23 protein-coding genes and 1 pseudogene are annotated in these 24065 nt (G+C 50.7%); 7 read left to right on the top strand and 17 right to left on the bottom strand.

Translation table 11 applies throughout. From position 1 onward, the window contains the following. Positions 1-10: 10 nt before the first annotated feature. Entirely contained in the window at positions 11-484 is a 474-nt protein-coding gene (locus OGX98_RS02615) for a 4Fe-4S binding protein (protein ID WP_286594785.1), read from the bottom strand. Positions 485-692: 208 nt separating this feature from the next. Here OGX98_RS02615 and OGX98_RS02620 point away from each other — a divergent pair. Next, positions 693-767: pseudogene (locus tag OGX98_RS02620) on the top strand (class II aldolase/adducin family protein); the annotation flags it as partial. A 114-nt stretch (positions 768-881) separates the two neighbouring features. On the opposite strand, the gene OGX98_RS02625 reads toward OGX98_RS02620, so the two are convergent. Further along, positions 882-1622: a MipA/OmpV family protein gene (locus tag OGX98_RS02625; RefSeq protein ID WP_045448744.1), complete on the bottom strand. Its 741-nt coding sequence runs from the start codon at positions 1620-1622 to the stop codon at positions 882-884. Positions 1623-1743: 121 nt separating this feature from the next. Between OGX98_RS02625 and OGX98_RS02630 the strand changes: the two genes are divergently transcribed. After that, positions 1744-2697, top strand: a complete 954-nt coding sequence (locus OGX98_RS02630) for a LysR family transcriptional regulator (protein ID WP_045448746.1) — start codon at positions 1744-1746, stop codon at positions 2695-2697. Between the two features lie 29 nt (positions 2698-2726). On the opposite strand, the gene OGX98_RS02635 is transcribed toward OGX98_RS02630, so the two are convergent. The 12 genes from OGX98_RS02635 to OGX98_RS02690 all read right to left on the bottom strand — a co-directional run bounded on the left by OGX98_RS02635 (position 2727) and on the right by OGX98_RS02690 (position 15906). Then, positions 2727-3863, bottom strand: coding sequence for an HlyD family secretion protein (locus tag OGX98_RS02635; RefSeq protein WP_045448747.1), 1137 nt, complete (start codon positions 3861-3863; stop codon positions 2727-2729). A 5-nt stretch (positions 3864-3868) separates the two neighbouring features. Then, positions 3869-4192 carry a DUF3302 domain-containing protein gene (locus tag OGX98_RS02640; protein ID WP_045448749.1) on the bottom strand — a complete coding sequence of 108 codons (324 nt, stop codon included), beginning with the start codon at positions 4190-4192 and terminating at the stop codon, positions 3869-3871. A gap of 220 nt (positions 4193-4412) precedes the next feature. Beyond that, entirely contained in the window at positions 4413-5951 is a 1539-nt protein-coding gene (aldB, locus tag OGX98_RS02645; protein WP_045448751.1) for an aldehyde dehydrogenase AldB, read from the bottom strand. Between the two features lie 102 nt (positions 5952-6053). Further along, positions 6054-7901: a selenocysteine-specific translation elongation factor gene (gene selB / locus OGX98_RS02650; RefSeq protein WP_286594786.1), complete on the bottom strand. Its 1848-nt coding sequence runs from the start codon at positions 7899-7901 to the stop codon at positions 6054-6056. Continuing rightward, on the bottom strand, positions 7898-9289 hold the full coding sequence (selA, locus tag OGX98_RS02655) for an L-seryl-tRNA(Sec) selenium transferase (RefSeq protein WP_284097070.1): 1392 nt from the start codon (positions 9287-9289) through the stop codon (positions 7898-7900). Before selA ends, selB begins: the two co-directional genes overlap by 4 nt. 201 nt (positions 9290-9490) lie before the next feature. Further along, positions 9491-10099 carry a glutathione S-transferase gene (locus OGX98_RS02660; RefSeq protein ID WP_045448754.1) on the bottom strand — a complete coding sequence of 203 codons (609 nt, stop codon included), beginning with the start codon at positions 10097-10099 and terminating at the stop codon, positions 9491-9493. Between the two features lie 84 nt (positions 10100-10183). Further along, complete coding sequence (locus OGX98_RS02665) at positions 10184-10471, bottom strand: DUF202 domain-containing protein (protein ID WP_052369295.1); 288 nt, start codon at positions 10469-10471, stop codon at positions 10184-10186. Further along, positions 10462-10842, bottom strand: a complete 381-nt coding sequence (locus OGX98_RS02670) for a YidH family protein (RefSeq protein ID WP_045448756.1) — start codon at positions 10840-10842, stop codon at positions 10462-10464. Before OGX98_RS02670 ends, OGX98_RS02665 begins: the two co-directional genes overlap by 10 nt. Beyond that, positions 10826-11707: a MurR/RpiR family transcriptional regulator gene (locus tag OGX98_RS02675; protein WP_045448758.1), complete on the bottom strand. Its 882-nt coding sequence runs from the start codon at positions 11705-11707 to the stop codon at positions 10826-10828. Before OGX98_RS02675 ends, OGX98_RS02670 begins: the two co-directional genes overlap by 17 nt. Positions 11708-11752: 45 nt before the next feature. Further along, positions 11753-12616, bottom strand: a complete 864-nt coding sequence (locus OGX98_RS02680) for an aldose epimerase family protein (protein WP_075261818.1) — start codon at positions 12614-12616, stop codon at positions 11753-11755. Positions 12617-12626: 10 nt separating this feature from the next. Continuing rightward, on the bottom strand, positions 12627-14354 hold the full coding sequence (locus OGX98_RS02685) for a sulfatase (RefSeq protein WP_045448762.1): 1728 nt from the start codon (positions 14352-14354) through the stop codon (positions 12627-12629). 13 nt (positions 14355-14367) lie between these two features. Further along, complete coding sequence (locus OGX98_RS02690) at positions 14368-15906, bottom strand: PTS transporter subunit EIIC (RefSeq protein WP_045448763.1); 1539 nt, start codon at positions 15904-15906, stop codon at positions 14368-14370. Between the two features lie 156 nt (positions 15907-16062). Here OGX98_RS02690 and OGX98_RS02695 point away from each other — a divergent pair, with 156 nt between their 5' ends. Next, on the top strand, positions 16063-17280 hold the full coding sequence (locus OGX98_RS02695; RefSeq protein ID WP_286493039.1) for an anaerobic sulfatase maturase: 1218 nt from the start codon (positions 16063-16065) through the stop codon (positions 17278-17280). Between the two features lie 4 nt (positions 17281-17284). On the opposite strand, the gene OGX98_RS02700 is transcribed toward OGX98_RS02695, so the two are convergent. Both OGX98_RS02700 and OGX98_RS02705 read right to left on the bottom strand, forming a co-directional pair. Further along, positions 17285-18421: an HlyD family secretion protein gene (locus tag OGX98_RS02700; protein WP_045448766.1), complete on the bottom strand. Its 1137-nt coding sequence runs from the start codon at positions 18419-18421 to the stop codon at positions 17285-17287. Positions 18422-18423: 2 nt separating this feature from the next. Beyond that, positions 18424-18786, bottom strand: coding sequence for a DUF3302 domain-containing protein (locus tag OGX98_RS02705; protein ID WP_045448768.1), 363 nt, complete (start codon positions 18784-18786; stop codon positions 18424-18426). 531 nt (positions 18787-19317) lie between these two features. Between OGX98_RS02705 and mtlA the strand changes: the two genes are divergently transcribed. The 3 genes from mtlA to mtlR all read left to right on the top strand — a co-directional run bounded on the left by mtlA (position 19318) and on the right by mtlR (position 23110). After that, entirely contained in the window at positions 19318-21231 is a 1914-nt protein-coding gene (mtlA, locus tag OGX98_RS02710) for a PTS mannitol transporter subunit IICBA (protein WP_048223087.1), read from the top strand. 143 nt (positions 21232-21374) lie between these two features. Further along, positions 21375-22523: a mannitol-1-phosphate 5-dehydrogenase gene (gene mtlD, locus OGX98_RS02715; protein ID WP_045448771.1), complete on the top strand. Its 1149-nt coding sequence runs from the start codon at positions 21375-21377 to the stop codon at positions 22521-22523. Next, complete coding sequence (mtlR, locus tag OGX98_RS02720; RefSeq protein WP_045448772.1) at positions 22520-23110, top strand: mannitol operon repressor MtlR; 591 nt, start codon at positions 22520-22522, stop codon at positions 23108-23110. The genes mtlD and mtlR overlap by 4 nt, the downstream gene beginning before the upstream one ends. An 11-nt stretch (positions 23111-23121) precedes the next feature. Here the strand turns inward: mtlR and OGX98_RS02725 are convergent, their stop codons facing one another. Further along, on the bottom strand, positions 23122-23328 hold the full coding sequence (locus tag OGX98_RS02725; RefSeq protein ID WP_045448774.1) for a hypothetical protein: 207 nt from the start codon (positions 23326-23328) through the stop codon (positions 23122-23124). A 291-nt stretch (positions 23329-23619) separates the two neighbouring features. Here OGX98_RS02725 and OGX98_RS02730 point away from each other — a divergent pair, with 291 nt between their 5' ends. Next, positions 23620-23982, top strand: a complete 363-nt coding sequence (locus OGX98_RS02730) for a YibL family ribosome-associated protein (protein ID WP_048223092.1) — start codon at positions 23620-23622, stop codon at positions 23980-23982. Positions 23983-24065 lie beyond the last annotated feature (83 nt).

The raw sequence follows: 24065 nt of genomic DNA on the forward strand, positions 1-24065 counted from the left end.
GGGCTTCGCATTACAACGGCTGGGAACGCAGACGCTGCTGCTGAATCTTAGTGGCATCCATACACTGCAACGCGCTGGTTGGGCAGGCTTCAACACACGCCGGGCCAGCTTCACGATGCCAGCACAGATCGCATTTAATCGCCTGCACCCGTAACGTATGCGCGACAACATTCATCGCCCCGAACGGGCAGGCCAGCATGCAGCTTTTACAGCCGATACAACGTTCCTGTTCTACGAAGATATGCCCATGTTCGCGACGAATAGCGTGAGTTGGGCAGACATTGGCACAGGGAGCATCTTCACATTGATGACAGGCGACCGCAGTGGTAAATGCGTTGTCTTTAATGACCTGAATGCGTGGGACAAACGCGTCGGAGGAGATCGTCGCACAATCCTGGTTTTCCTGATGAGATACCACACAGGCAACTTCGCAGGTTCGACACCCAATACATTTCGCCGCATCAGCCATAATAAACCGGTTCATTGCCCTCTCCCTCTGCGTTAAAACCACAGAGTGCCAGAGAGCGCGCCCCGGCTGCCTTGATCAGACAGGGGAATCGGTTAAATTTTGTCAGGTGCCTGAACGACTATGGGTAAACGCCTAATCGCGAACGGTAAAGCCCATCGCTGAATAATCGATATAAGCGCGGGTAAGCAGAATACAGGTCCCGGCGGCGGTATTAGTGCATTAGCACGGGCCGTTTACCTGGGGTAAAAATGCTGCTGACGCCGTACATAACGCCGTGGTTCTTGAGGAATGCGCCTATTACAGACGCTGCAATCATATAGCTGTAATGATATGACGGATGGCGACTGTTAGTGCCATCCGTCAAAGCATCATGAAAAGATTACCCTCTTCCATGAGGGCAAACGGGTGAGAATCAGAAACGCCAGCTCACCCCTGACAGGAAAGTGAAGCTGTCGTCGCGATCGACCATTGGGCTATTCTTAATATCGTCTGGTAGCACGCTATAATTGGCGCTGGCCAGCAACGTCAGGTTTGTGGTTAACGCATATTTTGCGGACAGGCCGACATAAGGTGTCCAGCTATCGCCAGGGGAAAAGCTTGATAACCCGCTACGGCGAGATTCACTGCCAGACACGCCGTAGTAATATTCGTTGAAATTCTCGTCATAGTAGAGAACGCCAATGGCCGGGGTGAGCGTCAGTCTGTCCATCGGCATTTGGCGGAACAGAGACACTTCTCCAATCCAGCCATTGCTGTTGTCCAGAACATCCGCTGCAGCAGAAACTTTTACGCTGCCCCAATTCTCATGGTGATACCACGCAGCCCCTGCCATCGCAGTACTGTCGCGCTTGTCCAGTTGCTTCATAGCATGATCATCGTTATCAGCAGGATCAAACTCAAGCGGCATCCATGAGGCAGTAATGCTAAATTCATTACTTTTACTCTTGGACAGAATATAGCCTAACGTTGTTTGTCTAAAATAGAATGATTCACTTTCATAACTGACAAGCGGTACTGCGTGAACATTATCATTATATCCACGATAAGGAGATTCATTATATACAGCCCCACCGCCAATAGAAAATTCTGCGGCTGTTGCACTAGCCATAAAAGAAAAGGCAAATAGCGCCACAATATTGCGTTTAATTAACATGCCAACATTCCATTTTAAAATAAGCTACAAAGCGCCAGCATAATAATGCTTACAATTTCATCAGTGCAAGATTCATATTTATATAGTAATATATAAATTCATATATATATTGGGTTTGGCGATGAATAAATTACAACTCAAACACCGGGAGCTGAAGATTATCTCTGTCATTGCTGCCAGTGAAAATATCAGCCATGCAGCGACTGTTCTCGGCATCGCGCAAGCCAACGTCAGCAAGTATCTCGCTGAATTTGAATCAAAAGTTGGGTTAAAAGTATTTGATCGAACCACCCGACACCTGACCCTCACGCCTTTTGGCACAGCGCTACTCCCTTACATCAATGACATGTTGGACAGAAACGATCAGTTGAATAATTTCATTGCTGATTATAAGCATGAAAAACGTGGTCGGGTAACGGTATATGCGCCTACGGGGATTATTGCTTACTTATCGCAGCATGTTATTGCCAAAATACAGAATATCGGTGGTATTACTCTTTCTCTAAAAACATATAATCTGGAACGTAAAGCATTTTATGAGGGCGCCGAATTCCCTGATGACTGTGATATTTTAATAAGTTATGCACATCCTAAAGATGAATCACTGGTTGCCAGTTTCATTACTAAATATGCCGTCACGGCTTTTGCCAGCGAGGAATATCTCAAAAAACATCCTATTACCAGTCCTGAAGAGCTGGAGCATCACTCCTGTATTCTAATTGATTCAATGATGATTGATGATGCTAATATTTGGCGATTCACCTCAGCCGAAGGTAAAGAGATACAAGATTATCGCGTGACGGGAAATTACGTCTGCGACAATACGCAGTCAGCGCTGGCGCTGGCCCGTAACCATCTGGGTATTGTTTTTGCGCCGAATAAAAGTGTGCAAAAAGAAACGCAGTCCGGGTTGCTGGTCCCTTGCTTCTCTGAGCAACATAAATGGTGGCTGGATCTCGTGGCTATTTTCCGTAAGCGCGAATATCAACCCTGGCGCGTACAGTTTATTCTTGATGAGATGTTAAATGAGATACGCCAACAGCTTACTCAGGCGCAACAGCAGCAACCTGAGTAGGCAAAAATGGCAAGCAGAACAGCCTACGCTTAGTGGTCGAGATACAGGTAATGCACCCAACTGGTCATTCGTAACAGCACCTTACGCATCACTGACACGTGGGCAAAATGGTCAGAATAGACGGCTACCTGTGCATAAATACCATCAGGCAAAGCGTTTAAATCTTCATTTTCATTCAGATCTATCGTAGCAATAACGCCTTCAGAACCGGGGGTGGAGTTTAAGGATTGTAGCGTCCCATTTGACTGGTACGTACCACCCGGAACCGCAGGGCTAATCGCCGTCAACTTACCGCTAAATACCTTACCCGGCAGCGCATTAAACACCACTTCAGCTTCATCGCCCGGCTCCAGTCTCAGCAGCGAGTTTTGACGGAACTGGGCAATAATTTGCCGTTTTTGGTCTGGAATAAAGACCATTACCGGACGCATAGGCAGAGCTGCGGCATAGGTACCCGGTCGAATCAGCACCTGCGTGATATAACCATCGCTGGGCGCCCGTACCACAGTTTGCTCAAGGTTAAATTCGGCTTCTGCCAACTGGGCTTTCAGGCTGGCAATTTGTGAATGTTCCCCCAATACCATGCTGTCTAACTGACTCTGTATTTGCTGTTGCTCTGCGACGGATGATTTCACTGACGCTTCCTGCGCCAGATAGTTCTGCCGCGCCGCATCGATGTCGCGTTCAGAAAAAGGATTCACCTTCGCCTGGCTACCCTGCGCATAGCGCTGGTAATCTTTCGCCAGCTTGTCGCGCGTGGCTTTTGCCTGTTGCGTGTTAGCCTTCATTTCATCTAACTGCGCGGCAAGAGCCTGCTCTTTATGCTGTGCCGTCACAATATCAGCTTTCAGGCGGTCAACCCTCGCCTGATAGCGACCAGGGTTAAGTTTAAACAGGACCTCGCCTTTTTTGATTAGCGTATTCTTCTTATCCGTCACTTCTGTTACTACACCCGTTACCTGAGGCACTACGGGAATAGAAACCACTGCTTTTTGCGCCTTAAATGTATACGGATGGTTATAATTCATCAGTAATATAAGTCCGCAAACAATAAATATGCCGCCCAATGCTGCTGTTGGTACGGTCCATTTATTTACAGGGATTTTAAATATTTTAAATATCGACCATGCGCACGCCACATAGGTCAGAACGATCAGTAAATCCATCAATATTACTCCGCCGGGGAGGTCTTAACCTCGGCCAGTTTCTTTTCCAGATCGGCTACCCGTGCCTGAAGCTGGTTAAGGGAAGGATCAGCACTCTGCATACCCCACCCTCGCTCCGGGCGATAAAGCGTTGCCCAGATCCATAAAAATGGCCAAATAACATGCAAAGTAAACAAACTTACCCAGCCCGCAACATGTATTGCATCGGCATGAGGATGGTTACGTTTTTTTGCAATCAGATAGGGAATATCATGCAGAATAATAACCCCATAAAAAATAACCAGGAATACAAAAATAAGCACTCCTAATGCAAAATAATCAAGAAACATATTTGCCTCAGGGATTTAAATTAATAAATTTGTCTGCTATTTGTTTTAAACAATAGAGTTAAGAATAATAGATGAACGACCAGAACGTATGCAATTCTCTTATTTATATAACGATATATGGGTTTCTATATACTCTAAATATTTCGAGCTGCAGGAAGACGAAGAGCATAACGATATGCCCGGTATCGCTTAGCGATACCGGGCAATGATTGAGGGGAATTTAAAACAGTCCCAGCGGTTTATCAGAGTAGCTCACCAGCAGGCACTTGGTCTGCTGATAATGCTCCAGCATCATTTTGTGGGTCTCGCGTCCAATGCCCGATTGTTTATAGCCGCCGAACGCCGCATGTGCCGGGTAAGCATGATAGCAGTTGGTCCATACACGCCCCGCCTGGATACCACGCCCCATCTTATATGCCAGATTGCCGTTACGGCTCCAGACGCCAGCACCAAGTCCATACTGAGTATCGTTAGCGATTTCCAGCGCTTCCTCCATGGTTTTAAAGGTCGTGACAGCCAGCACCGGACCAAAGATCTCCTCCTGGAATACGCGCATATTGTTCTTACCGTACAGAATGGTCGGCTCGAGGTAATATCCCTCTTTTAACTCTCCATCCAGCTGCTTACGCCGCCCGCCGGTCAGCACATCAGCACCTTCTTTTTTACCAATATCGATATAGTTGAGGATGGTTTCCAGTTGACCATGCGAAACCTGCGCCCCCATCTGCGTTACGCTATCAAGCGGGTTACCGCTGCGGATACTCTCCACGCGGCGAATAGCACGCTCCATAAAACGCTCGTATATAGATTCCTGCACCAGCGCACGGCTCGGGCAGGTACACACTTCGCCCTGGTTAAAGGCAAACAGTGCAAAACCTTCCAGCGCTTTGTCAAAGAACGCATCTTCTTCATCCATCACGTCAGCAAAGAAGATATTGGGCGATTTGCCGCCCAGCTCCAGCGTAACAGGAATGATGTTTTGCGTTGCGTACTGCATGATCTGCTGACCCACTTCCGTTGAGCCGGTAAACGCCACTTTCGCAATGCGTTTTGACGTTGCCAGATACTCGCCAATTTCTCCACCAGCACCGTTGACCACGTTCACCACGCCTGGCGGCAGCAGATCACCGATCACTTCCATTAGCAGCAGTACGGACAGCGGTGTCAGGCGGGCAGGTTTCAGCACCACGCAGTTGCCTGCCGCCAGGGCAGGCGCCATTTTCCAGCTCGCCATCAACAGCGGAAAGTTCCACGGGATAATCTGCCCAACCACGCCCAGGGGTTCATGGAAGTGATACGCCACCGTATCGCTGTCGACTTCACTGATCCCCCCTTCCTGCGCACGAATGCAGGAGGCGAAATAGCGGAAATGGTCAATTGCCAGTGGTACATCAGCAGCACTGGTTTCGCGAATGGGTTTACCGTTGTCCCAGGTTTCTGCGGTCGCCAGCAGCTCGAGATTTTGCTCCATACGATCGGCTATTTTGAACAGAATCGCCGCACGATCCTGCACGGAGGTATGCGCCCATTTATCTTTTACTTTGTGCGCGGCATCCAGTGCCAGATCGATATCCTTCTTGCCGGAAGAGGCCACTTCGCACAGTAATTGCCCGGTTACCGGTGTCAGGTTCTGGTAATACTCACCGTCCGCAGGTGCGACCCAGTCGCCGCCGATAAAGTTATCGTATCGAGCTTTTAACTTCAGAGGGTAACCATACTCGCCGGGATAAATACGCGTTGAAGGGGGGTTATTAGTCATGACCATCTCCTTGCTGTAGGGGTACTACAAAGGTAGATGGGGCTGGCGAATTATTCGCCAGCCTTTTACTGCTTTACGACAGCGGTCACGGATTAAATGACATCAACTCTTTTCGGGGAATAGCAACGCATCCCGCAGTAAATGATCATTGCCCCGACGACGGGTAAAACCGATGCGGTCAAAATATTCCAGAATCTGGATAGCCAATTTACGTCCCACGTTAAGCCGATCGCGGAAATCGGCGGCGCACGTCGATCCTCTTTCCTGATCGAGTTCGCGGATCATATTAGCGAAGGCGACAATCCGATCGTTACGGTAATAGCGATCTTTAACGATCGCAGTAATGATGCCTTGCTGGGCTGCCTGTCGTAACGCCAAACGCATAGATTGCTCATCCGTGCCCGTCTCTTTCGCCAGATCCCGCACCCACCATGGTTCATCACCAAAAAGAGGTTCGACTTTTTGCCAGATCGCCTGCTGTTCATCGCTGAAACCAGCTTTATGATCCGGCAAATGCAGCCAACCATGATGGCTATGGATAGCACCGCTATCGCGCATTTTTTCAATCAGCAAAAGCACCAGCGCTTCGTCTTCCATCGGCAAGGCCATACGCCGCAGACGCTCACGCCCCGGTCCTGGCTCATCGCGATGCTGCTCATGGTACGTTGCCAGTGTATCGAGGATTTTGCGCTGCCAGCGTGCTGCAACAGGCGCATTCAGCAGACTGTAGCCGGCCTGAATAAAGCCATGCTGCTCAATCAACGGACGCATACCGTTGCCATTGAGTTGCCGCGCCCACGCGAAATCAGGAATATTCACCGCCCCGCGCGCCAGATGTATTGCCAGCGCGTCGCCGTCATCCTGCGCATTTTCCAGTGCTGACAGCCACTGCAGGTATTCCGGCTTACGCTTGCCCCGACGCGGCGGGTTGAGCGTTACCACGCGGGCTCCAGCTAACGTGGTACGCGCAGAAATGTCACGCAGCACCAGTCTGTCGTTATCAGCCAGCCACAGCGGAGTATCAAAAACCAGTTCCGCCAGCGTTCCTTCGAGCAGAGAAATCCGCCCGGTAACGTGGCTGGCCGCGTGATGAATGTGTAACGGTTGCCACTGCATTAGCGGGGCCGAATGTTCTAAGGAAACAATGACACGGGTAAAAGCCTCCGGCGGCGCATCAGAAAGCAGCCAGTCACCACGGTTGAGCTGTTCTTTTTCAGCATCTCCGACAATATTCAGCGCAATACGCTGACCAGCATGGGCATGCTCACAGGCCTGGTTCTGCGCATGCAGGCTACGCACGCGCATCGGTTTGTTAACGCCCGTCAGCCACAGCGAATCGCCCACATTGACTTCACCACTGAGCGCGGTACCTGTTACCACCAGGCCTGCACCTTTTACCGTAAAGGCACGGTCAATCGCCAGGCGGAAGCTGTGATTGCTGGCATGCTCGCGCGTAGGTAATTGCAGCAAATGGTCACGTAAGATATCAATCCCACGCCCTTCACTGGCGGCGGTCACAAAAAGTGCTGCATCCGCAAAACCATAGTTAGCCAGTGTTGTTTGGACCTCTGCACGCACCTCGTTAATACGCGCCTCATCCACGCGATCGGCTTTCGTCAGAGCCACAGTAAGCTGCGGATTACCCGTCAGTTGCAGGATCTGCAAATGCTCACGTGTTTGCGCCATCACGCCGTCATCGCAGGCAACCACCAGCAGAGCGTGGTCGATACCGCCGACCCCCGCCAGCATGTTGGACAGAAACTTTTCATGTCCGGGAACATCGATAAATCCAAGTACGCGTCCGTCAGGCTGCGGCCAGTAGGCATAGCCGAGATCGATGGTCATACCGCGCTTTTTTTCTTCTGGCAGGCGGTCGGCATTCACGCCGGTAATCGCCTGTAATAACGTCGTTTTTCCGTGGTCAACGTGTCCGGCGGTTGCAATAATCATTTCAGCATCATCTCCATAAACCGGGTCTCGTCTTCAAGACAGCGCAGATCCAGCCATAAGCGGCCATCATAAATCCGCCCAATGACCGGCACCGGTAGCTCGCGCCAGTGGGCGGCCAGCGCCTCAAGACGGCTACCGCGCCCGTCATGCGGGGTAAACGTTAATGCCGCACTGGGCAGCCGATCAACAGGTAGCGAGCCGCTGCCAATCTGCGACAAGCAAGGCATCACGTTCAGTGCGAACGTGTCGCCGTAATGTTCTTCCAGCCGCGCCTGTAATCGTTGTGCCTGAGCGCGGATGGCCTCTTCAGTACGGGTGAGCAAACGTAACGTCGGTAATTTCTCTGCCAGCACCTCCGGGTGCAGATAGAGCCGCAGCGTCGCTTCCAGTGCCGCCAGGGTCATTTTATCGGCCCGTAACGCGCGTTTCAGCGGATGGTGCTGTAATCGGGCAATCATCTCTTTCTTACCGACGATAATCCCCGCCTGTGGCCCGCCCAACAGCTTGTCGCCTGAGAAGCTGACCAGGCTTACGCCTGCGGCGATCAACTGCTGTGGCATTGGTTCCTTCGGCAAACCATACTGGCTGAGATCGACCAGCGAACCGCTGCCCAGATCCGCCACCACCGGAATATCCAGCTCCTGACCCATCACCGCCAGTTCCATCTCATCTACCGCTTTGGTAAAGCCTTCGATGCTGTAATTACTGGTATGCACTTTCATCAGCAGAGCTGTGTTTTCATTCACTGCCTGGCGATAATCACTGGCGTGGGTACGGTTGGTCGTGCCAACTTCACGCAACACACACCCAGCCTGGGACATGACATCCGGAATACGAAACGCACCGCCAATTTCCACCAGCTCACCGCGTGAAACCACCACCTCTTTGCCACTGGCGGTTGCGGCCAGCATTAACAACACCGCTGCCGCGTTGTTATTTACGATACAAGCGTCTTCCGCCCCGGTAATGCGACATAGCAAATCCGCCAGGGCACGATCACGATGTCCGCGCCCTGCACCGTCCAGATCGTATTCCAGTGTGACCGGCGTACGCATAGCCTGCACAACAGCATCAATCGCTTCTTCCGCCTGCGATGCACGCCCAAGGTTGGTGTGCAGCACTGTCCCCGTCAAGTTGATAACCGGACGCAGCGCGCTTTGCGATTCCCGTTCCAGCCGGGTGCAGGCCTCTTGCGCCCAGTCGTTGCACCATGCCGGAAGCGCTTGTGCATCGCGAATCGTTTCCCTGGCTTCGTCGAGCATATGGCGAAGCAGGTCAACCACCCGGGTGTGACCATGGGACTCACGCAAGGCTGAAAAGGCGCTATCGCGCAATAAACGATCGATAGCAGGAAGCTGGCTGTAAAGTGAACGCATGTCGGTTGTCATGAAAGGGCCTGGCTGTTGGTGGCCCTCTCCACCGTGGAGAGGGCTATCGATATAGGGAGGATTGTACCGTGACTTTACTCATGCGGACATACATACACAAAATCAATCAAGATGCGTCGAGGTGGCAAGAGAATGAATCCCCAGGGGCGAACGAACGTTGCCAACAAAGAGGCAGCTTGATGGATGAGATGTATATGCCTATCAAGCTTTCGGCGGCTCTGTGCGGGCAAAGCTTTCTCGCTGAAAGAGTGTTTCCACCAGTTTGACCAACCGCGGCCGGTCCACACACCAACCGGGTGCAATCCGACGAAAATTGAGATAGCCCACCGCGCAGGCAATGGCGATGGTTGCAAGGTTAACCGAGTCTGTTTTAAGCGTACCGTCTGCCAGATAACCTTCCAGCACATCCAGGCTGCGGGTAATTTTCTCGCGCTGGCGCAACAGTTCGGTTTCAGATTGCTGCGCACCAGGGCGGGCCTGTTCGCGAACAGAGACTAACCCAGCATCCATAACACCGTCAGCCAGTGCTTCAAGCTGACGAATCTTAAGTGCCGCCAGCGGTTCGCGCGGCAACATGGCGGGCGCAATATCCAGCAGCTCAATGTATTGCGCAATAATCGGGGAGTCGAACCAGAACTCTCCCTCATCGGTGACCAGCGCGGGTACTTTTCCTAACGGATTATATCGTGCTACGCCGTTTTCAGCGTTATAGGGGAGTTCGTTAACAAATTCGAAAGTGATGCCCTTTTCCAGCAACAGAATAGAAATTTTTCGCACAAAAGGGCTGGTGTAGCTGCCAATGAGTTTCATACCGTGTCCTTTTTGCCAACAAAAAAATAGACTGCGCCTCTGGTTGCCCATAAGCGAACAATTTGGGATACAGCCTAGTATGGCTCAGATGATTTCAAAAAGACGGCAAAGGAAGAGAAATCCCAATAACAGGCTACTTAATACGATTGAAAATGAGACATATAGCTTATTTTTACCGCGCTGATGTAACAGGATGATTGATGCGCAACTCATCAACAAAAAAGTCGCAATCGCATAAGGCCATTCACCAAAATGAAGCCATCCCCGCAGCGTTAATACGGCGGGTACCATCATTGAAAACGCGGTACGTCTCCAGGAAAGTGCCGTGCGTTCAGGCTGAAGTCCAGGATCGCGGTTGGCGCTTACCCCCACAGCATTATTCCCAGTAATACCGCCACAACAACAAGAAACAGAGACAACGCAAAGATAAAGCGGGTATAGCACAACTGGCTGTCCAGGCGCATAGCGTATTCATTATGCCGCCAGCGCCGCCACGCCAGACCACCAAGCAGGGCTCCGCCCATGACAAGAAATAATGCAAGGGAGTGGCGTAAACCAGGAGAGGAGAGCTGCGGAGAAAATTGATCAACGCCCACCGCACCCGCCATTAATGCCAGAGCGGTGCGGATCCAGGCAAGAAAAGTACGTTCATTGGCAAGTGTAAAACGATAATCGGGTTTTTTACCCGCCAGCCACCATTTACCAACAGGTTTTGGAGCAAAATCATTATCCTGAGGACTCACGTTTAATCCTTTCTTTTATCAACAACTCTTTAATCGACAATCCGGTCACTCCGCTATCCCGCAGGTTGTGACGCGTAATTTCGGTACATAAAAACTCGATAATAAACAACTGCGAAATACGCGTAGAAATTGAATCCCCTTGCATCGGCCCTGCTTCACCACTTGTCAGCCAGAATGTATTCGCCAGCTCGTTCAGCGGTGAGTGATGACTATGTGTTATCGCCAGGGTGTAAGCGCCCCTTTTTTGAGCCAGACGAAACGCATTGACTACTTCTGGCGTCTCTCCTGAATGGGAAAATGCGACCACCAGGTCGTCAGCCTTCAGATTGGCCAGCTTAAGGGTCATCGTGAAGCGATCGGTAAACGCTTCAGAGTCAATTCCCAGACGATTCATCTTGTCGCGCGCCTCCAGCGCTGCCAGTCCAGATGCGCCAAATCCAACGAACATCACGCGCCGGGCCGCTAAAAAGCGCTCAACAACGGGCTTCACCACTTTCATATCCAGCAGGTCAATCGTCTCCCGACTTGAAGTCTCAATCATCAAGGCGATTTTTTGTGCTACTTCGTTGCGCGAATCATCCAGAAAAATATCCGGTGAAGATGGCAATGACAGATCGCTTTCCGTCAGTAGTTCCCGCTTGAGATCAGCCTTCAGGTTCAGCAACCCGTCATAGCCCACTTTCTTACAAAAACGCACGATAGTCGCTTCACTGACGCCAATTTCCAGCGCCAGTTTCTTTACTGGTAGCTGCACGACCAGGCCCGGGTTTTGCAAAATATAACCGGCAATTTTTCCATCAGTATCCCCAAGGCTACCGAGGATATTCGCAAGATAAACGCGCACGTTTTTTTTATTCACACTCATTACGGGCTCTCCTGACCGCGAGATAAGTCAGGTAGTTTATCCCGCTTACCGTCCGCTGTCTGCCGGGAACCTGACCGAGAGCCAATGGCTATGCTGCTCTCCTGCATTCAGCCATTGAATGCCTCTCTTATGCGCTATTTGTCCGTCAAAACAGGGATCGTCCGTGGTGCCAGATAAGGGTTCCACGCACAATAAATTCGCGCCAGGTATGCCCCACAGGGCCAGCCATTGCTGGTTTCCAGCAAAGACTATCTGTTCAACGCCATCCGGCGAGCAAACCGCCCAATGGTTATCATCACTCTGCGAAAAATAGACGGCACCATGGTTAAAGCTCTCCGGCAGAAGCGGAAATGCCGCGATACCGGGGGCATTATCGCTAATCTGCAATGTCCTCTTCTGCGTAGCAAACGGCCCCGTGCACACTGAATTGAATCGCACCGTCCAACCTGGTTCACTCGCTACAGGCAGTGCAAATCCTGGATGCCAGCCAGAGGAATAGCCCCACGTTTCATCACTTGTATTGAATACCGACCATGTCACACGTATACCGTCGGATTCTAGATACCATCCAATACGAACCTGCCAGGAAAATGGCCACACCTCGCGTGTGCTGGCCGTATCATGAGCTTCAATCACCAGGTGAGTTGCATCCTGCTCCACGCAGTCAAATATCTGATAACGCAGAAAACCGTGTGCGGAGAGCGGAAAAAAGCGCTCTCCCTGCCATAGCCCATTATGGATAAGCTGGCCTACAACGGGGAAAAGCTGCGTCGCCGAGTTATTCCACACGTCTGGTTGCGGTTGCCATATCCAGTTGCGTTGGCCTTTGTTATCCCACAGCAAGCTAAGCTCCGCGCCGGTTGCCTGCACGGTCATACGAAAGCGGGCGTTTTCTAAATTCCATTCCACTTTCCCGTTCCTATGCCGTACGCAGTAATAAGCGCGTCTGGTAGACCATGGCGCGATGTTTATCACCGGTAAATAACTTATCGATTAATGCGAAAATATCAGCTTCATCAACACTGCACCCCACGGTCAGTTCCAATGCATCTTCGCTGCTGTTGCGGATCAAAAACGCCAATGCCTCTGCAACGCCAGGATGCGCACAGGCATACCCTGCGATCTGTTCATGTTGTCGTTGGATAAATTGCGCATCGCGCTCAGGCGTGAGTGGATCGAGTTCGAAGCGCGTATACAGTTCTGGCGGCGCATCATGCTGTTGCATCATGGGGATCAACGCGGCGGCATAGCGTTGAGATAAGGTTCCATCATTAAGTGGCTGAAACTGTCCCGGATCGTTTTTAACATCGAACAACTTATCGCCAAAGCGCCATGGATTAAGATAACCAAAGGTGGCGGGGATCTGCATCACCTGTACACCCTGGGTAAAATCGAAGCCCGGATGAATACGAATATCCTTTAGCTCATCAATTTTAAAAGGGCTATCAATACGCGTAGGCATCAACGTATATTCATACAGATTCGTTTTATTCTGCTCGCGCGGGCAGCGCATATAAACGTATTCACCATCGGTGATATTGATATGGCCACCAAAATAACCAAACAGCGCATAATCACGGATCGACTCATCACGTTCAATGGCCGGGCGCAGAGGTTTTCCTGTCATGGTTGCCGGGCGGGGAATATCAAAATATTCCAGTAACGTCGCCGGAATATCTATTGTCTGCGCCAGTGCGCTACGTCTGACACCCTGCGTTTTACTGCGCGGATCGCGGATAAAGAACGGCGTATTAGCGATTTCGTTATACACCGGCATGATATTTTTACCCCACCACTGGTGCTCCCCCAGCAGGAACCCATGGTCGGTACAGACGATAAATAGAGTGTCATCCCACAGATCCAGCGCCTTAAGTTTATCCATCACCTGACCAAGATAATCATCACACATGGTGATTAGCGCCTGATAAAACTTACGGACTTTCTGATCTTCTGACCCGCCAGGCGCTCCACAGTAATAGGGTACCCAGCCGTCGAATTCACCGGGTTTACAGCCATACTGCGCCAGGTACTTTTCAGGAACGAAGAACGGTTCGTGCGGATCAAAACACTCGATTTGTAAAAACCAGTTATCCTGGTGTTGGTTAGTTTCGAGAAACTCTATACCCGCGCTAATCGTGCGGTGGGTAAAATGTTCCTGCTGGGTAGGCATAGCAGCACGATTGATTAAATCCTGGGTCATACGTCCGGCACGACGACGAAGCGTCTCTTCATCCTCGTTGCCCTGCCAGTGGATTAGTGGCTTTTCAACCTGTCCTTTCCAGCAATCCCCCTCTTGCCCGCGAATAAACTCAAACGTGGAATAACGCGTATGATACGTCGCGCCACCGTCGCGCCAGTAGTGCTTATGGTCAGTAACCATATGTGTATGCACACCATTCTGACGCAACGATTGCATCGCCGAGAAATCAAAAGGTTCCAGCGGTCCCCAGCTACGATGCAGAAAATTATAGCGCCCGGTATGCAGCTCACGTCGTGCGGGCATGCAAGGCATGCTCCCTACGTAAAAGTTATCGAACTGGGCGGACTCCTGCGCCAGACGCGTAAAATTCGGCGTTATCGCATCACCGCCATAGGGCGCAAGGTGATTACGGGTTAGGGTGTCGAACATCAACATAACTGCTTTCATAAGACCGCTCTCTTTATGAACCGATAAATTCTTCAATTTCGTTTTTAATCAGCGTGACATGAGGTCCATAAACAACCTGTACGCCCTGACCGCGAATGAATGCGCCTTTACTGCCAAGCTGTTTGAAGTCATCCAGCCTCACCTTCTCCGGCTCATTTACAGTGATACGCAAACGAGTTGCACAGCAGTCCACATCGACAATATTGCTGCGACCGCCTAACGCCTCAACGATCCCGGCAGCACGTGCATCCGTTGCCACGTTCACGACCGGCGTTTCTTCGCTTTCATCTTCACGACCCGGCGTTTTCAATTGCCGCCATTGAATGATGAAACGGAAGGTAAAGTAATAGACGCTGAACATCACAACACCCAGCGGCAGCATGTAAACCCAATTGGTTTTGGCGTTCCCCTGCAACACCCCAAAAAGCAGGAAGTCCACCAGCCCACCGGAGAATGTCTGACCGACCGTAATCTCCAGGATATGCGTCAGCATGAATGCCACACCGGTTAAGACGATATGCACGGCGTAAAGCAGCGGTGCGCAGAACATAAATGCGAACTCGAGTGGTTCGGTAATCCCGGTCACGAATGCGGTCAATGCGGCAGAAAGCATCAAGCTGGCGACTTTCTTTTTGTTTTCCGGTTTTGCGCAGTGATAGATCGCCAACGCAGCACCCGGCAGACCAAACATGAAATCGGCAAAGCGTCCGGCCATAAAGCGTGAAACACCAATGTAGTACTGCGTTACCGAAGGATCGGCCAGTTGAGCGAAAAAGATATTCTGTGTGCCTTCGACGACATGGCCATTAACAACGGCTTCACCACCGACGCTCGTTAACCAAAATGGCATGTAGAAAAGATGATGTAACCCCAGAGGGATCAGGCATTTGAGGATCATGCCGTAAATTAACGTACCAAGATAACCGGTCTTTTCAACAAGAATGCCAAGGTGAGAAATCCCTGCCTGCACGTGCGGCCAGACCCAGAACAGCGCAACGCCAAGAAAGATGGCAAAGAACGACGTCATTATGGGGACAAAGCGCGAACCGCTAAAAAATGCCAGCATATTAGGTAGCTGAGTTTTTCCATACCGGCTATGTGTCCAGGAGGTTAGCAACCCACACATCACCCCACCAAGCACACCGGTTTGCAGCGTCGTGATCCCCAGAACACTCGCCTGCCCGGCAGCGGCGAGATTTTCTGTCGCCAATGTTCCCGTCAGCAACAACAGCGCATTGATTGCTTTATTCATCACCAGAAAGCAAAGGACTGCTGCCAGACCCGCGGTGCCTTTGTCACTGCGCGCCAGTCCCACGGCAATACCGACGGAAAATAGCAGTGATAAGTTATCAAACACGACACTACCGCAAAGTCGCATAACGGTAAAAATAGCCTGCACAATCTCATTGTTGAGGAAAGGGTAGGTCGAAATGGTCACTGGGTTGGTAAATACGCCGCCAAATCCCAGTAACAACCCCGCAGCGGGGAGAATGGCAATTGGCAACATAAACGACTTACCCAGATTCTGTGCTCCAGAAAATAATCTGCTCATACGAATCCCTGATACTGGCGAATGAAGTTTTAATTTCACGATTAACATGCTTTAATGAAATTATTGTTCCGATCATTCGTTCACTTTGTCAACATAAGACGTTGGAATAGTGACCTTGATCACCAAAAACTTTCTAACGCCTTGAGGGAGAACGCCATGAAACGTCCATTTCATTTAATGGCAAAACCTGTTAGTTATCAGTGCAATATTGCTTGCGACTACTGTTTTTATCTGGGGAAGGAACACGGGACATTGAAACCTGCTCACCAGCAGCGCCATATGGATGAGAAGACGCTGGAGCAGTACATCAAACAGTACATCAATGCTCATCCGGGTAACGAAATTGAGTTTACCTGGCAAGGAGGGGAGCCCACTCTGGCAGGGCTACCCTTTTATCAGCGTGTCGTTGAGCTTCAGCAGAAACACGCCTGCGGCAAGACCATCCGCAACAGTATCCAGACAAACGGTGTACTCATTAATGAAGTATGGGCTAACTTTCTGGCCCAAAACCGTTTTCTTGTTGGGTTGTCTATCGATGGACCCGCGTACTTACATGACCGCTACCGCAAAACACGCAGCCAGGACTCAGTATTTGAGAAGGTGATTAACGCTATGCGTGTGCTGACTCAATATGGCGTGGAAGTGAATGTACTGTGCGTAGTCAACAACGTCACAGCTGAACATCCTGTTGAAATCTATAATTTTTTGAGCCGCGATTTAGGGGCGACTTTTATTCAATTCATTCCGGCAGTAGAACAGTTACCCCTTGCACAACGCTACGGTGAACTACTGTATCCACAATCAATGGCTCAGCGTGCTGTCACTTCGTGGTCCGTTTCAGGTGAGCAATGGGGACGATTTATTATCCAGGTTTTCGATACCTGGGTACGAAGAGATGTCGGACGCGTCTTTATCCAGTTATTTGACAGCGCACTAGCCGCCTGGCTGGGTGAAAAACCTTCATTGTGCGTGATGCAATCGACCTGCGGATTCGGTCTGGTCGTGGAGCAAAATGGTGATGTCTACAGTTGCGATCACTACGTTTACCCTGAACACCGACTGGGCAATCTGCGACGCGATAATTTAGAAAAAATGGTGAACAGTAAGCAACAGCACAAATTTGGAATGGCAAAAGCACAAGTTGCTGCCCAATGTGAACGCTGTGAATGGCGTTTTGCCTGCCATGGGGGTTGCCCAAAACATCGGATTCATCCTTCAGGTAAACGCTGGCATAACCATTTGTGTGAGGGCTATCAAGCCATGTTCAGCCATATGGACCCGTATATGCAGTTTATGGCGGCGCAAATACGACGCCAGCAACCACCTGCAGCGGTAATGGATATAGCTGCAACTCTCAGCAACAAGACAACGTAATCACTCAATGATCCAAATAGAGGTAATGCATCCAGCTGGTCATACGTAGCAAAACTTTACGCATCACGGAGACATGCGCGAAGTGGTCGGAATAGACTGCCACCTGGGCATAAATACCATCCGGTAAAGCGTCTACTTCAGCATTTGGCTCCAGCTCAATTGTCGCCAGTACGCCATCGGTGCCCGGCACAACCGTTAAAGACTGTAACGCGCCTTGTGCCTGATAAGAGCCACCAGGAACAACCGGCAAAATGCTGGTTAGCTTGCCAGAGAATACCTGGCCAGGCAGAGCATTAAACACCACCTCCGCCTCATCGCCCGGTTCAAGACGTAGCAGTGAGTTTTGGCGGAATTGCGCCACTATTTGCCGTTTTTGTTCGGGAATAAACACCATTACCGGTCGCAGCGGCAGCGCGGCAGCATAGGTGCCAGGTCGGATAAGCACCTGCGTCACGTAACCATTACTGGGCGCACGAATAACGGTCTGATCCAGATTGTATTTCGCTTCTGTCAGTTGAGCCCGCAGGCTAACAATCTGCGACTGCTCACCGTTGACCATACTATCTAACTGACTTTGAATTTGTGCCTGTTCAGCGACAGAGCCTTTGACTAAGGCATCCTGAGCCAGAAAGTTTTGCCGGGCGTTGTCGATATCGCTTTCAGAGAACGGATTCACTCGCGCCTGGCTACCTTTCAGATAACGTTGGTAATCTTTGTACAGACGGTCACGTTCTGCAGAAACCTGGGTGGTATTGGCCTGCGCTTCGGCTAATTGCGCCTTCAAAGTCTCAATATTATGCGTTGCCGTCACCAGGTCAGCCTGTAATCTGTCGACGCGTGCCTGATAACGGACAGGATCGAGCTTAAAGAGCACCTCGCCTTTTTTAATCAACTGGTTATTTTTGTCTGTTACCTCGCTAACAATCCCAGTGACCTGCGGCGTAATGGGAATTGAGATAACGGCTTTCTGCGCGGTAAATGTGTACGGGTGGTTATAGTTCATTAATAAGATAAGTCCCGCGACAATAAACACCCCACCCAATGCTGCGGTAGCTAATGTCCACTGATTGACCGGAATTCGAAATATCTTAAATATCGCCCACGCGAACGCGACGTAGGTCAAAACAATCAACAGATCCATGATCAAATCTCCGGAAAGGTGGAGTCATCGGTTTTATTCGCCTCTGCCAGCTTTTTTTCCAGCAGAGTGATGCGCGCTGACAATGCGGCAATCTCAGGATCTGGCTCCTTTCCGGCCGGCGTGATGTGTGACTGCATTCCCCAACCCCGTTCAGGCTGGTAGAGCGTGGCCCATATCCACAGGAATGGCCAGATGACATGCAGCGTAAACAGACTCACCCATCCTGCGGTATGAATAGCGTCGGCATGTGGATGATTGCGCTTTTTCGCCATGTTATAGGGGATATCGTGGATAGCGATGATTCCGTAGAACAGAACCAGAAAAACGAAGATCAGCACGCCCAATGCAAAATAGTTTAGAAACATAGCTGCCCCGGATTCACGCTAATTAGAATTTTGTATGTGCTGGCAGCCGTACGCACCCTGGCTGATATTTTGAACATAACTGCAGATAGGCATTTCCGCCATATCACAAATAAAATATTTTTTCTGGTGAGAAATTGCTCTATTTTGCGGAAAAACAGGCCAGAGAAGAATCAGCTATAGATCACATTTGGATTTATTCAAATGAAAATATCTTGAGATCCAGATCACAAAAACTCAACAAACAGAGAAATGAAAAACGTGAACTAATTCACATTTAACCGCCTTTTTTAGCGAATTCTTGCACATCGATGTTTTTATGTACTGGCATTTTGTGATCATAGTCACATTAACTAATACCACACACCCTATATTTACGTGACGCGAATCACATAAAAGCCCGTCGACTGGACAGTTGAACGATTCAGTGCCAGATTTCGCAGTATCTACAGGGTCCGGCTACCTCCTGCCGCTACATTAACAAACCTCGGGCTTTCAGCCTGCGCGATAGCAAACATAAGAAGGGGTGTTTTTATGTCATCCGATTTTAAGATCAAAGTGCAAAGCTTTGGTCGATTCCTCAGCAACATGGTGATGCCAAATATCGGCGCGTTTATCGCGTGGGGTATTATCACCGCATTATTCATTCCGACAGGGTGGTTGCCGAACGAAACGCTGGCGAAGCTCGTCGGTCCAATGATCACCTATCTCCTGCCACTGCTGATTGGTTACACCGGCGGTAAACTGGTTGGCGGCGATCGTGGCGGCGTGGTCGGTGCTATCACCACTATGGGTGTTATCGTCGGTGCGGATATGCCGATGTTCCTCGGTGCAATGATCGCGGGCCCGTTGGGCGGCTGGGCAATCAAACACTTCGACGGCTGGGTAGACGGTAAGATCAAGTCCGGTTTTGAGATGCTGGTGAATAACTTCTCCGCTGGCATCATCGGTATGATCCTCGCCATTCTGGCATTCCTCGGCATTGGTCCATTGGTTGAAGCACTGTCCAAAATTCTGGCGGCAGGCGTTAACTTCATGGTTGTCCATGACATGCTGCCACTGGCGTCTATTTTTGTTGAACCGGCGAAAATCCTGTTCCTGAACAACGCCATCAACCACGGTATTTTCTCACCGCTGGGTATTCAGCAGTCCCATGAGATGGGCAAATCCATCTTCTTCCTGATTGAAGCAAACCCGGGTCCGGGTATGGGCGTCCTGCTGGCGTACATGTTCTTTGGTCGTGGCAGCGCTAAACAGTCTGCTGGCGGTGCGGCTATCATCCACTTCCTGGGCGGTATCCACGAAATTTACTTCCCGTACGTACTGATGAACCCGCGTCTGATTCTGGCTGTTATCCTCGGCGGTATGACTGGCGTCTTTACCCTGACTATCCTGGGTGGCGGTCTGGTTTCTCCGGCATCTCCTGGTTCTATCCTGGCCGTGCTGGCAATGACGCCGAAGGGCGCATACTTTGCCAACATCGCTGCAATCTGTGCGGCAATGGCGGTCTCCTTTGTGGTCTCAGCTATTCTGCTGAAAACCAGCAAAGTGAAAGAAGATGACGACATTGATGCAGCAACTCGCCGCATGCAGGACATGAAAGCGGAATCTAAAGGCGCATCTCCGCTGTCTGCTGGCGATGTCACCAACGACCTGAGCCACGTGCGTAAAATCATCGTAGCCTGTGATGCCGGTATGGGGTCCAGCGCGATGGGTGCCGGCGTACTGCGTAAGAAAGTACAGGATGCGGGTCTGTCGCAGATTTCCGTCACCAACAGTGCAATTAACAACCTGCCGCCGGATGTGGATCTGGTCATTACCCACCGTGACCTGACCGAACGCGCTATGCGCCAGGTTCCGCAGGCACAGCACATTTCACTGACCAACTTCCTCGACAGCGGTCTGTACAGCAGCCTGACCGAGCGTCTGGTGGCGGCACAGCGCCACAACGTCAACGAAGAGAAAGTACGTGGTCATCTGAAAGACAGCTTTGATGAGGGCGATAACAACCTGTTCAAACTGGGTGCGGAGAATATCTTCCTTGGCCGTAAAGCCACCAACAAAGAAGAAGCGATTCGCTTTGCCGGTGAGCAACTGGTAAAAGGCGGCTACGTTGAACCTGAGTATGTTGAAGCGATGCTGGACCGCGAAAAACTGACCCCAACCTACCTGGGTGAGTCCATCGCTGTACCGCACGGTACGGTTGAAGCTAAAGACCGCGTCCTGAAAACCGGTGTGGTGTTCTGCCAATACCCGGAAGGCGTACGCTTCGGTGAAGAAGAAGACGACATTGCTCGTCTGGTAATTGGTATCGCCGCTCGTAATAACGAGCACATTCAGGTCATTACCAGCCTGACCAACGCGCTGGATGATGAATCCGTGATCGAACGTCTGGCGCATACCACCAGCGTGGATGAAGTTCTGGCACTGCTGGCTGGTCGTAAGTAAGTCCCATGGCCCGATGGCGCTAGCGCTTATCGGGCCTGCGTCCCACTCTCTCCGATGGCGGGAGAAGGTTGGGGTGAGGGGGAACGTATCGCTGTCCCTCACCCCAGCCCTCTTGGGTAAAAACATTGATGAAGGTTAATACTATGAAAGCATTACATTTTGGCGCAGGTAATATCGGTCGTGGCTTTATCGGCAAACTGCTGGCTGACGCGGGGATACAACTGACGTTTGCGGATGTAAATCAGGTGGTCCTCGATGCCCTGAATGCCCGTCATAGCTATCAGGTTCATGTCGTCGGTGAAAACGAGCAGGTCGATACTGTTTCCGGCGTCAACGCCGTTAGCAGCATCGGCGATGATGTCGTGGAACTGATTGCCCACGTTGATTTAGTGACTACCGCCGTGGGTCCGGTGGTACTTGAGCGTATCGCTCCGGCCATCGCCAAAGGCCTGGTCAAACGTAAAGCCCAGGGTATTACCACCCCGCTGAATATCATTGCCTGTGAAAACATGGTGCGCGGAACCACGCAGTTGAAAGGTCATGTGATGAATGCGCTGGCAGATGCCGATAAAGCCTGGGTTGAAGAGCACGTCGGCTTTGTCGATTCCGCCGTAGACCGTATTGTTCCGCCTTCCGCTTCCGCAACCAACGATCCGCTGGAAGTCACCGTGGAAACCTTCAGTGAGTGGATTGTCGACAAAACGCAGTTCAAAGGCGAACTGCCGAATATCCCGGGAATGGAATTAACTGATAACCTGATGGCATTTGTCGAACGTAAACTCTTCACGCTGAACACCGGGCATGCTATAACCGCGTACCTCGGAAAATTGACCGGCCATCAGACCATTCGTGACGCGATTCTCGACGAGAAAATCCGCGCAGTGGTAAAAGGTGCGATGGAAGAGAGCGGCGCGGTGCTGATCAAACGCTATGGCTTTGATGCAGCAAAACATGCGGCATACATTCAGAAAATCCTCGGTCGTTTTGAAAACCCGTATCTGAAAGATGACGTTGAACGTGTTGGCCGTCAGCCACTGCGTAAACTGAGCGCTGGCGATCGTCTGATTAAGCCGCTGCTGGGCACAATGGAGTACGCTCTGCCGCACGTTAATCTGGTCAAGGGTATTGCTGCGGCGATGCACTATCGCAGTGAAGAGGACCCACAGGCGCAGGAACTGGCGACATTAATTGACGAAAAAGGGCCACAGGCCGCACTGGCGCAAGTGTCCGGGCTGGATGCCAACAGTGATGTGGTGGCGGAGGCGGTTAACGCATACATCGCGACCAAATGATAGAGAATCTGGCGCAGCTCAGCCTGCGCCCGAATAACAGATTGTCAGATATGCAGGCAATAATGGAACAAACGCAGGCCTTTGAAAATCGTGTGCTTGAGCGTCTGAATGCTGGCAAAACCGTACGCAGCTTCCTCATCACCGCCGTAGAATTACTCACCGAGGCGGTGAATATTCTGGTGCTCCAGGTATTTCGCAAAGACGACTATGCGGTGAAATACGCAGTAGAACCGTTACTCGACGGCGACGGTCCGCTGGGCGATCTTTCCGTCAGGTTGAAGCTTATCTACGGCCTGGGCGTACTCAGCCGCCCGGAGTATGAGGATGCAGAACTGCTCATGGCTCTACGTGAAGAGTTGAATCACGACGGCAATGAATATGCATTCACCGATGACGAAATCCTCGGACCGTTTGGTGAACTTCACTGCGTAACAGCACTTCCTCCACCGCCACAGTTTGATACCTCAGACTCGGGTTTGTACGCAATGCAAATCCAGCGCTACCAGCAGATGGTACGCTCAACCATGGTACTTTCCCTGACCGAGCTGATTTCTAAAATCAGCTTAAAAAAAGCTTTTCAGAAATAAGCGATGTCGATTTACTTTTCATCCTGCTGTGGCCGGTACAGCTGGCGATAGTACTCCAGACGCTGCAAATACAGCTGCACATTTTCCTGCGGGACTTCAGAAGGAACAACATTGCGCGGCGGTGTTTTATTCAGATACTCGCGAAAAGCCTGGCTTGACGCCATAAAATCGATGGTCTTATCAATAAGAATTGAAACGTTCTCGCCTAGTTTCGCCATAATGACCAATCCTCCATGTATTATCCGCATCCAGCCTGTGTGGCCGTTGATTTAAGTTTAGGATCAGAGAAAAGATTGTATTGAGGAAAACGTGCTTCGCGATAAACCCGCCAACAAAAGCGCCATCATTGATCTTATTACTTAAAATCCATTACCAATCAAACAACTAGTATTATTGTTAGCGATAAAATACTTGCGGCATTTGATTATTTATCTTCGATTAGTTGAGAATAATCCCGCTCTGCGCGCATACTATAGGATATTCATCCTATTTTTATCAGAAGCTATCCTATGAAAGAAGTCGAAAAAAACGAAATTAAACGTCTGAGCGATCGCCTGGATGCCATCCGCCACCAGCAGGCTGATCTCTCGCTGGTTGAAGCCGCCGACAAATACGCCGAGCTGGAAAAAGAGAAAGAAACGCTGGAAGCCGAGATCGCACGTCTGCGTGAAGTGCACGGTCAGAAGCTGAGCAAAGAAGCGCAAAAGCTGACGAAACTCCCGTTTCGCCGTGCTATCACCAAAAAAGAACAGGCAGACATGGGCAAGCTGAAGAAAAGCGTGCGCGGTCTGATCGTCGTACACCCGATGACAGAACTGGGCCGTGAAATGGGCCTGAAAGAGATGACAGGCTTTTCAAAGACCGAGTTTTGATAACAAACCGGGCAACATCCGCTTGCCCGGCCTTCCTTTCCTGCAAATTGGCCCTACCAATTCCAGCCAGTTCCGAAAACCAC

It is taken from the genome of Citrobacter sp. Cm046 (genome assembly GCF_030333065.1).
Taxonomy (GTDB): Bacteria; Pseudomonadota; Gammaproteobacteria; order Enterobacterales; family Enterobacteriaceae; genus Citrobacter; species Citrobacter murliniae.